The following is an 11690-nucleotide window of genomic DNA, read 5'->3' on the forward strand; positions in this document are numbered from 1 at the left end:
CAAGCAGGTACCGCACGGCCGTGACCTGGTCTTTTGTTGCCCTCGTGTTCGTGGGAGCGTTAAGGACGGTCCCACAGCCGCACCTACCGGTCCATGTTGCTAGTGGCGAGCCGGGTTCCGTCAGGCGAGACCGCCACTGAGTGCACCTCACCGGTGTGACCGGTGAGGGTTTTGGTGCATGAGGTTGTCGAACGCCTCCTGCCGACGGGGAGGTTCTCGTTGGGCGCCGGAGAACATCGACGCCCTCGACTTTGAGTTCACCGAGGCCCAGGTGGACGCCATCGCCACCCTGGAAGCCGGCACGTCGTTCTTCTTCGACCACCGCGACCCGGAGATGGTCACCTGGCTGAGTGCGTGCCGCCTGGATTCCTGACCCCTCGCGGTGGGTAGGGACGATGCTCGCTCCCAGGAGCGGATGCCCGCGAGGTCATCATGGAGCAGGGGATCACGACCATGCTCAGCGTCCGATACGCCCCCGAGCAAACGGTCGCGCCCTGGTCACGTGGATCGTGAGCCCGCGCCCGCGTCCTGCGAAGGCTGACGGGCGCTGTCAAGAGCCGAGGCATGGCCCGTGGGTATGCGCCTGGTTCACCGTTCGTAGTGGAAGCGGCACGCCACCACGTGGATGATGGCGTTCTCATCGATGCGGTACACCAGTCGGTGTTCGGAGTTGATGCGCCGCGACCAGTAGCCGGAGAGGTCGTTCCGTAGCGGTTCGGGCTTGCCGATTCCTTCGTGGCCGCCCCGGTCGATGTCGGCGATCAGCTGGTTGATGCGCTTCAGTATTTTGCGGTCGTTCCCCTGCCACCACAGGTAATCGTTCCAGCCGTCGTCGACGAACAGCACCTTCACGCGGCGCCCCGCCCGGCCTCGTCATCGGGATCCACCAGCTCGCGGAGCGCGCCCTGGCCGGCCCGGTCCTGCTCGATGGACCTGCGCAGGCGCTCGGCCATCGCGGGCGACCGCAGCAGGTAGTCGGTCTCTTTCAGTGCCTCGTACTCGGCGAGCGAGACGACGACCATCGGCTCATGGCCAGTCCGGGTGATGACCAGCTCCTCGGCGTCGTTCTCCACCGCGTCGAGGGCGTCGGCGATGCCCGCGCGTAGCTCGGTGACGCTCATCGTCTTCATGACGTACACGATAACGTACAGATCGGATCGCCGTGCGACTGATCGCGATCCGCCTCCGGACGGCCATGCGATTCAGCCTTCGGTGACATTGGGGTGCGGCAGAGCCCGTCGGGCGGCTCAGCTGCTGTGGTGACCTCGTCGTTGTCGCGGTCGACCTGCTCCATGTGCGTGATCGTGCGAACTCGGGAATGATCACTTACGAACACGGTGGTTGTGGACTTCGCCTGCGCGGAGTTGGCGGCGTTCGAGGCGGGCCCAGTTGGGCGGCGTGCTCCTCGACTCGCGCCTGCGGCAATCTTCGGTGGCGTTCGACGAACCGTTACCGATAGTTGTGCCGGACGGTCGGCTAGCCGATGTCTCCGATTCTCTGGTCGGCCTGCTGGGCCGGAAGCGAGACTTCCGCTCAGTGCGGCTGAGAGGGACGTGATCGGACGGACCGGATGCGGCCTCATGTGCCTCTCGGGTCGGTGCAGCGAACGCTGCACCGCAACCTGCTGGAGTCGGATCGAGCAGGATGCAGCCGGATGGAAACAGGTTGATTTGCCCGCTTCCTTAAGGAAGCCGCAGGTGAGACGCGTCACCGGTTTGGGTTCGAGTCCCACCCGCCCCACTCGGCACCCCCAGGCAGAATCGTTCTGACCTGGGGATACGTGTTTTTCGGGGTCATTTCGCCTGCGGCGTACGCCTCGCAAAGGTGTGGCGAACGTGGCGGGTCTCCGTGCATCGAAGACGAGCCTTGAGTGCCTGTGACCTGGGGCTTTGTAACGATGCCACCGTTGGGGCGTCGTGGAACGGTCCCACGGCCGTTGAGGGAGGCGCTGCACCCCACCCAACCCCGCCGCATTGGCGCGACATCGGCTCCTCTGCCCCTGGTCTGCCTCGTGCGCGATGAGCCGCCGTCGCGGATGTTGGTGGCGTATCATGGTTATGTACATCGTGGACGCGTGGGAAGGGGTGGCTGGTATGTCTGTGACCCAGGTGGATCTTGATGATGAGGCGTTGGCCGAGGCGATGCGGCTCATGGGTGCCTCGACGAAGAAGGAGACGGTCAACGGGGCTCTGCGGGACTACGTGGCGCGCATCAAGCGGCTGGAGGCTGCCGAGAAGCTGGCCGCGCGGGGTGAGCGGGGCGAGTTCGAGGCCGCGGCTGCGGCGCATGCAGCTGCCAAGCGCGCTCGGCGGGCAGCCTTCGAGTGATCACGTACCTTCTTGACGCGTCCGCCCTGTGGCACCTCTTCCGTACGCCAGGGGCGTTGCGGCCCTGGGAAGGGCACATCGCGGCCGGCGTGTTCCACATCTGTGAGCCGACAAGGGCGGAGTTCCTCTACTCGGCCACAAGCCCCGCCCATCGGGATGAATTGGCCGAAGACATTGACGGCCTCTGCCACCTCTCGCCGGTTCCCAAGAGCGCGTGGCGTTGGGTCGACACCGCGCAGTACAAACTCACCCAGCGCGGGCAACACCGCGCCGCCGGAGCCATCGACCTCCTGGTGTGTGCGACAGCGGTCCATCACGGCCACACAGTGCTCCACATGGACAACGACTTCGCCACGGTGGCGGCGGTCCTCAAGGAAGTGCAGCAGCGAGACGTTCGCGCCTGACTCCTCGCTGGCGTCAAGGGCGAACTACCGCACGTGGATGGCCATATGGCTGAGGATCGTCCCGTAGTCACTGGCGGGCGTGTGACGACAGTTGCGACACCTCGCCGGTGTGTCGCAACACCCGCATACCTCCAGTATGCGGACCCTCCTCCGACTTGCGACGCACCGCATCCGACGCCGCGCACTGATCCACCACGGATCATGGACAGCCCCAGGCGAATCCCACGCCGGGCCCACCCCGATGAAGCCTGTCGGACGCACATCTGATCGACCCGCTCTCGCGCGGATGCTGGTGTGGGACAACGAGGCCGGTATCGGCCAGGGCAAGGTCACAGCCGACTTCGCCGCGTTCGCCGGGATGCTCGCGACCAAGGTCTTCCTCGGCCGCCCCCGTGATCCAAAAGCGAAACGTGCGAACCCTTGTGCGCCCCGGGGGCACTTATGGTGGATAGATGGCTATCACTGCATACGGCACCTCAGGCACGGTGGTGGACGAGCCGGAGGCGGAAACGTGCTCCCCGGGCCTTGCCTGTCTGCTCATCGACCGGGAAGAGGCTGAGCGGCTGGCCGGAATACTCAAAGCCATCGCCGACCCCACCCGCCTGCAGATCTTCCGCCTGATCGAGCGTGCCCCGACGGGTGAGGCGTGCGTGTGCGACCTCGCCGACTGCCTCGGGTTCCGCCAGCCCGCGGTGAGCCACCATCTCAAGCTCATGACCGAGGCGGGACTGCTCAACCGTGAACGCCGCGGCACCTGGTCCTGGTACTCGGTCGACCACACGGGCCTGCGCAGGCTGCGCAACATACTTGACCCGTCGGCCCTCTGACGCGCGATCCCGCCCGTGGACTGGTGTTCGCCACGCCGCGAGCCGGCGGCCAACCCGGGCGGTGCAACGACGTCGCGCCCGTGACCCAGGCCGATCCGTGCTCCGCGCTTCGGCGCGGCCGGCTCAGGCAGGTCGGCTTCCTCTGTGCCGTTCCAGAGGGGCCGCGGTGGTCGAGTTGCTCACGCTGAAGGTGACGCTACCGGGCCGGTAACGGTCGTCGGTCCATTCGATGGGGCGGCCCGACTGGTCGCAGGTGACATGGCGCTGCCGTAGCAGGGGGCTGCTGCGGCGGACGTCCAGCAGGTCGGCGTCCTGGGCGCCCGCCGGTACGGCGTCGATGAGGTGTTCTCCGTACTGGGCGACGATGCCCGCGTCCCGGGCGATGGCGTCCATGATCGATACGCAGTCCTCGGGCAGCGCCTCGATCGCCGGCGCGGCCCAGTCGGCGTAGGCGGTACGCTCCACCATCGCGGGTTCTCCGTCGAGGGAGCGCAGGCGTAGGACGTGGAGGATCTCGGTGTCCTCGGGGAGCGCGAGGCGGCGGGCCTCCTCGGCCGTGGCCGGCCGCCTCGACCGTACGAGGATCCGGCTGGCGACCTCCAAGCCCAAGCCCTGGGCCCACTGGGCGAAGCTGTTCAGCTCGGCGAAGCTCTGGCGGCGTTCCTGGCGGAGCACGATGCGCCGGGCGCCCTGTCGGGAGCCGATCAGTCCCTCCGATGTGAGCAGGGCCACGGCCTGGCGGACCGTGCCGCGCGAGGCTGACCAGTGGGCCACCAGTTCGCTCTCCGAGGGAAGCCGAGCCCCGACGGGGAAGGCACCTTCGAGTATCGCCTGCCGTATGGCGTCGGCGATCTCCAGATAGCGTGCCGTCCTCACGTGCCGGTCTCCAGTCCACTCCTGTGCACAGCCAGTCACCCTGGGTGCCGGTCGGATGCCCACTTTAACCTGCGATCGCAGTCGATCCGCACCTCCAGGGCGACCTTCAAAGCGGCTGTGTTCACCTCGACTTCACGCTGGCCGGGTCTTCCTCCAGTGATCCCGGCGCGGTCATGTTCCGTTCACCTCGGCGTCGGTCGGTACGGGCGAAGTGGGATCAACTTGTTCAGACAAGTAAACCCCTCTCTGTTTAAGGAGATTCCTGTGCCCAGACCCTCCGGCCGCCGTGCGGCTGTCCTGCTCGGCGCCGCCGTACTCACCGCCCTCACCGCCGCCTGCGGCGCCGCTCCCGACGAGCCGGCCGCTGCCGCCGGGGCCGGGGGGGACGCGAAGACCGCCACCTCCGCAGCCGCTTTCGGGGGAGTGGAGGACCTCGTCGCGGCCGCCGAGAAGGAGGGCGAGCTGAACGTGATCGCTCTGCCGCCGGACTGGGCGAACTACGGCGAGATCATCAAGGCGTTCGAGGCCAAGTACCCCAAGATCAAGATCAAGAGCGAGAACCCGGACGCCTCCAGCTCCGACGAGATCGCCGCCGTCAAGTCCCGCAAGGGCCAGGACCGCGCCCCCGACGTTCTCGACCTGGGCATCGCCTTCGCCCGCAGCGGAGCGGAGGAGGGCCTGTTCGCCCCGTACAAGGTCGAGGCGTGGGACAGGATCCCGGCCGGCCAGAAGGACGCGGACGGCCGCTGGTACAACGACTACGGCGGCTACGTCTCCATCGGTTGTGACGCAAAGCGCGTCCCGGTCTGCCCGCAGACCTTCGCGGACCTGCTCAAGCCCGAGTACAAGGGGAAGGTCGCCCTCAACGGCAACCCCACCAAGTCCGGTTCGGCCTTCGGCGGCGTCTACGCGGCCGCCCTCGCCAACAAGGGCTCCTTCGGCGAGATCCAGCCGGGCATCGACTTCTTCGGACAGCTGAAGAAGAGCGGGAACTTCATCCCCGTCGAGTCCACCCCGGCCACCGTCGAGAAGGGCGAGACGTCCATCTCCATCGACTGGGACTACCTGAACGCCGGCTACGCCGACCAGTTCAAGGACAAGGGCGTCGACTGGAAGGTCGCCATCCCCACCGACGGCGTCTACGCCCAGTACTACTCGCAGGCCATCAACAAGGACGCCCCGCATCCGGCCGCCGCCCGCCTGTGGATGGAGTTCCTCTACAGCACCGAGGGTCAGAACCTGTGGCTGAAGGGCTACGCCCGCCCGGTCCTGCTGCCCGCCATGACCACCGACGGCACCGCCGACAAGGGCTTCGTGGCCAAGCTCCCCAAGGTCGAGGGCACCCCGGCCTTCCCCGCCTCCGCAGAGCTCGACAAGGCCAAGGCCACCCTCGCCGAGAAGTGGGACAAGGCCCTCAGCTGATGTCTGCCCCCACCACCACTCCCCACCCGACGGGGACCGCCGGCGGCAGCACCACCCGCCGCCGGCGGCGCGGCCCGCGCACCTGGCTCGCCGCCCTCCCGCTCCTCGTCTTCACCGCCCTGTGCTTCGGCATCCCGCTCGGCGCCCTGATCTTCGGCGCGGTCACCCGTACCGACTCCGGGTCGGGTGTCACCTCCCTGACCGGCGAGCACGTGGCGCGCTCTCTGCAAGGCCCCTACCTGGGCTCCCTCATCGGCAGCGTCCAACTGTCCGTGCTCACCGCGCTCATCGGCGCGGTCCTTGGCGTTCTGATCGCGCAGGCCGTCGTCACCTCCCGCTCCCAGGGCCTGCGCAGCGCGGCCCTGACCGCCTCGGGGGTGCTCGCCAACTTCGGCGGCGTCCCCCTGGCCTTCGCGTTCATCGCCACGCTCGGCATCTCCGGAGTCGTCACCCAGCTCGCCGACCTCGGCAGCCTGGACTGGGACCTGTACTCCTTCACCGGTCTGGCCGTGGTCTACCTCTACTTCCTGATCCCGCTCATGGTCCTGGTCACCGTGCCCGCACTGGACGGGCTGCGCCCCCAGTGGCGGGAGGCAGCCCAGAACGCGGGCGCCACTCCCTGGCAGTTCTGGCGACACGTCGGCCTCCCCGTGCTCGCCCCCTCCCTGCTCGGGGGTTTCGTACTCCTCTTCGGTACGGCCTTCGCCGCGCACGCCACCGCCGCCGCGCTGGTCGGCGGCTCGGTGCCCCTGGTCACTTTGAAGATCGCGGACGCGCTGTCCGGGAACGTGCTCACCGGCCAGGAGAACGTGGCGCTCGCCCTCGGCCTCGACATGATCCTGATCGCCGGCCTGGTCATGGCGGTCTACCTGCCCCTCCAGCGACGGAGCGCCCGATGGCTGCGATGACCCCCACCGCCCAGGAGACCGCCGCCGTCGAGGCGAAGAGCCCGGCACCGGACGTGACCCGGACGCGTCGCCGGCGGCCGGGAATCCGGCGCGGGCTCGTCCTCGGCCTGGCCGGCGCGTACTTCCTCGTCCCGCTCGTCGCCTCGTTCGTCTTCACCGTGCACGTCCCGGGCCAGGGCATCTCCTTCGACGCGTACACCCAGTTGCTGTCCGCCGACGGCTTCACCGAGAGCCTGCTGCTCTCGCTGGGGCTCGCCGCCGCCACCATCGCGTTGTCACTGCTGCTCGCCGTACCCGCCCTGATCGCCGTACGGCTCGGCTCGCCCAGGCTCCGTCCGGTGATCGAGGTGATGTGCATGTTGCCCCTGGTCGTCCCGCCGATCGCACTGGTCACCGGCATCACCACGGTGCTGCGCTGGGGACCGGAACACCTGTCGCGCACCCCGCTCTACCAGACCTTCATCGCCGTCCAGAACGAGAAGTTCCCCGTCGTCCTGGTCCTGGCCTACGCCGTCCTCGCGCTGCCCTTCGTCTACCGCTCGCTGGACGCGGGTCTGCGCGCCATAGACGTACCGACCCTGGTGGAGGCCGCCCGCAGCTGCGGCGCGTCCTGGCCCTACACCGTCGTCCGCATACTGCTGCCGAACCTGCGGTCCTCGCTCGCCGGCGCCGCCTTCCTCACCCTGGCGCTGGTCCTGGGCGAGTTCACCATCGCCTCGCTGCTCGGCTTCCAGCCCTTCGCGGTGTGGATCGTCTCGATCTCCGGAGCCCAGGCCCGCATGTCCGTGGCCGTCTCCATCCTCAGCCTTGTCATCACCTGGGCGCTGCTGCTGCTCCTCTCCCGCACGGGAACGGCCTCAGCCGCGTCGGCGCCCTCCCGTAAGGAGTCCTGACCCCATGTCCTCAGCAACCGCGGAGCGGACCCGGCCGGCCGCCACCACCGGAGCGCGGGTCGAGTTCAGGTCCCTGCGGCGGACCTTCGGCTCCACCATCGCCCTGGACGGCCTCGACCTGACCGTCGAGCCCGGCGAACTGGTCGCCCTGCTGGGCCCCTCGGGCTGCGGCAAGACCACCGCACTGCGCATGGTCGCCGGCTTCGAACAGCCCGACTCCGGCGAAGTCCTCGTCGACGGCGAGGACATCACCCGGGTCCCGGCCAACCGGCGTGACGCCGGGATGGTCTTCCAGTCGTACAGCCTCTTCCCCAACCTCACCGTCCGCGACAACGTCTCCTTCGGCATGCGCGTGCGCAAGGTGCCGGCCTCCCGCAGGCAGGCGCGCGCCGCCGAACTCCTCGAACTCGTCGGACTGCCCCAGCACGGCGACCGCTACCCCCACCAGCTCTCCGGCGGACAGCAGCAACGCGTCGCCCTCGCCCGCGCGCTGGCCCTGGAACCCAGCGTCCTGCTGCTGGACGAACCGCTCTCCGCGCTGGACGCGAAAGTGCGGCTGAGCCTGCGCGAGGAGATCCGCCGTCTCCAACTCTCCCTCGGCATCACCACCGTTTTCGTCACCCACGACCAGGAGGAGGCCCTGTCCATGGCCGACCGGGTCGCCGTTCTCAACGCCGGGCGGCTGGAGCAGTGTGCGGCCCCCGCCGAGCTGTACGCGCGCCCCGTCACCGCCTTCGTCGCCGAGTTCGTCGGCACGATGAACCGCCTCCCGGGGCGCCTGGCGGACGGCGACCTCGTCGAGGTCGCCGGGCAGCGGCTGCCCGTGGACGGCGCCGTTCCGGACGGGCACGACGTCGACGTACTGGTACGGCCGGAGAACGTGACGGTGGAGGCTGCCGCTGAGGGGACGGCCACGGTCGTCTCCGCCTCCTTCTTCGGCGCCGTCACGCGGGTGCACCTCGACCTTCCGGGAGGCGGTGGCGTCAAGGCCGACCTGCCCTCGCGGGATGCGGCAGACCTCGTTCCTGGCGCCCGCGCTTCCCTCCGCCTCGCCCCGCAGCCGGTCCTCGTCGTGCCCAGGGCTGCCGAATGAGCAGCCTGGCCGCCGTCCTGTTCGACATGGACGGCACCCTCGTGGACACCGAGGGGCTGTGGTGGCAGGTGACCGAGGAAGTGGCGGCCGGACTCGGCCACCGTCTCACCCGGGCCGATGCCCACGAGGTGGTCGGCCGGTCCGTCGCGGACACCGCCGCCCACCTCGTACGGATCACCGGCGGGGGCGATCCGCAACACGTCGCGGCAACCCTCGGCGACGAGTTCTTCCGCCGCGTCGACGCGGGAGCGCCGCTCCGCCCGGGCGCTCAGCGGCTGCTGTCGGAACTGGAGCGGGAAGGCGTCCCGTTCGCCCTGGTGAGTGCTTCCCCGAGGGCCGTGGTCGACTCGGTGACGCGCGGGGCACTGGGCCACGTGCCGTTCGCCTTCACCCTCTCCGCCGACGACACCGTACAGACCAAGCCCCACCCCGACCCCTACCAGGCCGCGGCCGAACGCTTCGGTGTTCCGGTCGACGCCTGCGTCGCGGTCGAGGACTCGCCGGACGGTGCCGCCTCAGCCGATGCCGCCGGCTGCGCGGTCCTCGTGGTGCCGTCGATGCTGCCCGTACCACCTTCGCCCAGGCGCGTCTTCGCTGAAAGTCTCGACCGGGTCGACGTGGTCGCGCTGCGGCGCTGCTTGGAACTCGGCCGGAATCACAGCTGACGACGGATCACACGAGTCGAGTCTGCTCCGTTTCCTCACGGAAGCGGAGCAGGCTGCTTTGATCAGGACGGTGTCCGCATGCCACGCGCTTCCCAGCCGGCAGGCCGGCGCGAGCGGAACAAGCAGCTCAAGCTCGACCGCATCACCGCCGCAGCCCACGAGTTGTTCGCAGAACGCGGCATCGACGAGGTCACCACCCAGCGGATCGCCGACAAGGCCGACATCGGCACCGGCACGCTCATCGATGAAGCCACTTCTCCGTATCGATGAAGCGGCACCGCGATGGCGGTGTCGGGTCACCGTGGTGACGGACGGAGCCGGCTGAGTTGCCACAACCTCGAATGCGAACTATCGAGCTTCGGCTTGCGGTCGACCTTGCCCACAGGCTGCGGCGGGAAGTGCAGGACATGGTCCGACCGCATCCGACCCAATCCTCAAGAGGCAGGTCGGTCAGCAGGAAGGCCAGGCAGGTCACGTCGTAGCCAGCATCCGCGGCAGCTGGCACCCCGGAGGGCCTCCACCACGGAATGTAACCATGGGTGTTGGGCAGCGATCAGCCGTGGCTTGTGAAGCCCACCGCAGCGCGGAGGTGGTCGATGGTACTGAAAGGTGAAACTCTTCCTGTGCTCCTCGGGAGCAGTGCTTGCGCAAGGCGGAGATGGAGCGGTGTGGCGAACGCCTAACGGAACCCCGCTCGAGCCGGATCGAGGGGGACACAGCCGGATGGAAACGGGTGGCTATGTCCGTTGTTTCGGTATCGTCGCAGGTGAGAGGCGTCACGCTTATGGGTCCTCGCGTGTCGAAGATGAGCTCTGAACGGCTTTGACCTGGGGTTTTTAGCGAAGCCTTCGTGGGAGCGTCGTGGAATGGTCCCACCCGCCCCACCGTGTGGGGTCCTTGCCCGGCACATTCTGCGGTCCGAAGCGCTGTGGGTGAGGGGACCGTCGCTTGTGGACGGTCTACGTGACGTCACTGGTCGGCCGAGGACGTACCTTCCCTGGCCTGAGCCGGCTGGAAGCTTGGCCTTGGGGGAGCGGGAGAGGGTCTCGCATGGTCCCTGTCCCTCCGGCCTCTGTCGCGTCCGTAGCCGCGGAACTCTCCCTGGCGAGCGGCTATGTTCTGCTCGGTTCGTCGACGTAGACGAAGAGCGGTACGCGAGAGGCAGTTCGCTGTCACGCGGAGTCTTGCGTCCGTCCCGGTCACGATGTCCGTGTCGGCTACTGTGCGATGCGCTCCGGACTTTCGGAGCGCGGTCGTCGCGCCACTGTGGGCGCGGAACTGCACCCGGGACTGCGTCAGGCCTCTGTCAGAGGGCAGGCCGCTGTCCCGGGTGCGTCGGAGGCGGCCACGGGCCGCACTGAATGGGGTGGGGAATGTCCAGACATCGGCTGTCCAGGAAGAGCCGTTACATCGCGTGGGCGACCACGGGGGTCGTGGTGGTCGCGGGTGCCGGTTTCGCGGCACAGACATCCATGGCCGCTACCGCCTGGCCGGCGCAGAAGACGTACACCGGGCGGGCGTTCGACACGTGCACCGCACCCTCGCTCAGCGCGATGAAGGCGTGGCGCACGGGGTTCTACGGAGCTGCCGCCGTCTACATCGGTGGAAAGAACCGTGGCTGTGCCCAGCCCAACCTGACCAAGTCCTGGGTGAAGTCGGTCAACGCCACCGGCTGGAAGCTCATCCCGCTCTACGTCGGCGCGCAGCCGCCCTGCCAGAAGAGCGCGAACCCGGAGAGGTTCACCGCTTCCACGGCTGCCTCCGTCGGCGCGAGCAACGCCAAGGACGCGGTGGCCAAGGCATCAGCGCTCGGGATGAAAGCCGGCAGCCCGATCTACCTGAACATGGAGTCGTACGACATCACCGACAAGGCCTGCAACGACGCCACCCTCACCTACGTGCGTTCCTTCACCAAGACGCTGCGTAACGCGACTTACCGCGGCGGCCTGTACGGTTTCAGCAGTTCCAGCGCCGCGGCCGTCGCCACCGCCACGAACAAGACGGACCTGCCGGGCAACCTCTGGTACGCACTGTGGGACAAGAAGAACACGACCACCACGGACTGGCCGTGGAAGCCGACCCAGTACACCGGCCACAGCCGCGGCCACCAGTACATGGTCAACAGCAAGGAAACCCGCGGCGGTTACACGATCACCGTTGACCGCAACGCCTGGGACGCCCCGGTCGCGATCATCGGCTGATGCAAATGCGTGGTCGTTGACAGGCATCGAGGCGCGGGGCCGGTCGGTGCGGTGCAACCGGGCGATGCCTTGAG

At 68.3% G+C, this 11690-nt stretch carries 15 protein-coding genes; 11 read left to right on the forward strand and 4 right to left on the reverse strand.

Annotated features, from left to right (window positions below; all coding sequences use genetic code 11):
- Nucleotides 1–83: 83 nt before the first annotated feature.
- Nucleotides 84–146: a hypothetical protein gene (locus tag F0344_RS35195; RefSeq protein ID WP_219732192.1), complete on the reverse strand. Its 63-nt coding sequence runs from the start codon at nucleotides 144–146 to the stop codon at nucleotides 84–86.
- A 32-nt stretch (nucleotides 147–178) separates the two neighbouring features.
- Here F0344_RS35195 and F0344_RS25705 point away from each other — a divergent pair, with 32 nt between their 5' ends.
- Nucleotides 179–373, forward strand: coding sequence for a hypothetical protein (locus tag F0344_RS25705; RefSeq protein ID WP_185301022.1), 195 nt, complete (start codon nucleotides 179–181; stop codon nucleotides 371–373).
- Between the two features lie 215 nt (nucleotides 374–588).
- Here the strand turns inward: F0344_RS25705 and F0344_RS25710 are convergent, their stop codons facing one another.
- The gene (locus F0344_RS25710; protein WP_185301023.1) at nucleotides 589–852 is read right to left on the reverse strand and encodes a Txe/YoeB family addiction module toxin; all 264 of its coding nucleotides are present in this window, start codon (nucleotides 850–852) and stop codon (nucleotides 589–591) included.
- On the reverse strand, nucleotides 849–1130 hold the full coding sequence (locus F0344_RS25715; protein ID WP_164493698.1) for a type II toxin-antitoxin system Phd/YefM family antitoxin: 282 nt from the start codon (nucleotides 1128–1130) through the stop codon (nucleotides 849–851). The genes F0344_RS25710 and F0344_RS25715 overlap by 4 nt, the downstream gene beginning before the upstream one ends.
- 963 nt (nucleotides 1131–2093) lie before the next feature.
- Here F0344_RS25715 and F0344_RS25720 point away from each other — a divergent pair.
- From F0344_RS25720 to F0344_RS25730, 3 genes are all read left to right on the forward strand, one after another.
- Complete coding sequence (locus tag F0344_RS25720; protein ID WP_185301024.1) at nucleotides 2094–2327, forward strand: type II toxin-antitoxin system VapB family antitoxin; 234 nt, start codon at nucleotides 2094–2096, stop codon at nucleotides 2325–2327.
- Nucleotides 2324–2731 (forward strand): PIN domain nuclease, encoded by a 408-nt coding sequence (locus F0344_RS25725; protein ID WP_185301025.1) that lies wholly within the window; start codon nucleotides 2324–2326, stop codon nucleotides 2729–2731. The genes F0344_RS25720 and F0344_RS25725 overlap by 4 nt, the downstream gene beginning before the upstream one ends.
- A 452-nt stretch (nucleotides 2732–3183) precedes the next feature.
- Nucleotides 3184–3558 carry an ArsR/SmtB family transcription factor gene (locus tag F0344_RS25730; RefSeq protein ID WP_185301026.1) on the forward strand — a complete coding sequence of 125 codons (375 nt, stop codon included), beginning with the start codon at nucleotides 3184–3186 and terminating at the stop codon, nucleotides 3556–3558.
- Nucleotides 3559–3681: 123 nt separating this feature from the next.
- Here the strand turns inward: F0344_RS25730 and F0344_RS25735 are convergent, their stop codons facing one another.
- Nucleotides 3682–4434, reverse strand: coding sequence for a GntR family transcriptional regulator (locus F0344_RS25735; protein ID WP_185301027.1), 753 nt, complete (start codon nucleotides 4432–4434; stop codon nucleotides 3682–3684).
- A 264-nt stretch (nucleotides 4435–4698) separates the two neighbouring features.
- Between F0344_RS25735 and F0344_RS25740 the strand changes: the two genes are divergently transcribed.
- From F0344_RS25740 to F0344_RS25770, 7 genes are all read left to right on the forward strand, one after another.
- Nucleotides 4699–5856 (forward strand): ABC transporter substrate-binding protein, encoded by a 1158-nt coding sequence (locus tag F0344_RS25740; protein WP_258050112.1) that lies wholly within the window; start codon nucleotides 4699–4701, stop codon nucleotides 5854–5856.
- Nucleotides 5856–6764: an ABC transporter permease gene (locus tag F0344_RS25745; protein ID WP_185301028.1), complete on the forward strand. Its 909-nt coding sequence runs from the start codon at nucleotides 5856–5858 to the stop codon at nucleotides 6762–6764. Before F0344_RS25740 ends, F0344_RS25745 begins: the two co-directional genes overlap by 1 nt.
- Nucleotides 6752–7657 (forward strand): ABC transporter permease, encoded by a 906-nt coding sequence (locus F0344_RS25750; protein WP_185301029.1) that lies wholly within the window; start codon nucleotides 6752–6754, stop codon nucleotides 7655–7657. The genes F0344_RS25745 and F0344_RS25750 overlap by 13 nt, the downstream gene beginning before the upstream one ends.
- 4 nt (nucleotides 7658–7661) lie before the next feature.
- Nucleotides 7662–8750, forward strand: a complete 1089-nt coding sequence (locus F0344_RS25755; RefSeq protein ID WP_185301030.1) for an ABC transporter ATP-binding protein — start codon at nucleotides 7662–7664, stop codon at nucleotides 8748–8750.
- Entirely contained in the window at nucleotides 8747–9415 is a 669-nt protein-coding gene (locus F0344_RS25760) for an HAD family hydrolase (RefSeq protein WP_185301031.1), read from the forward strand. Before F0344_RS25755 ends, F0344_RS25760 begins: the two co-directional genes overlap by 4 nt.
- Before the next feature lie 78 nt (nucleotides 9416–9493).
- Nucleotides 9494–9685, forward strand: a complete 192-nt coding sequence (locus tag F0344_RS25765) for a helix-turn-helix domain-containing protein (RefSeq protein ID WP_258050113.1) — start codon at nucleotides 9494–9496, stop codon at nucleotides 9683–9685.
- A gap of 1103 nt (nucleotides 9686–10788) precedes the next feature.
- Entirely contained in the window at nucleotides 10789–11616 is an 828-nt protein-coding gene (locus tag F0344_RS25770; protein ID WP_185301032.1) for a glycoside hydrolase domain-containing protein, read from the forward strand.
- Nucleotides 11617–11690: the final 74 nt, after the last annotated feature.

This window comes from Streptomyces finlayi (assembly GCF_014216315.1).
Classification (GTDB): Bacteria; Actinomycetota; Actinomycetes; order Streptomycetales; family Streptomycetaceae; genus Streptomyces; species Streptomyces finlayi_A.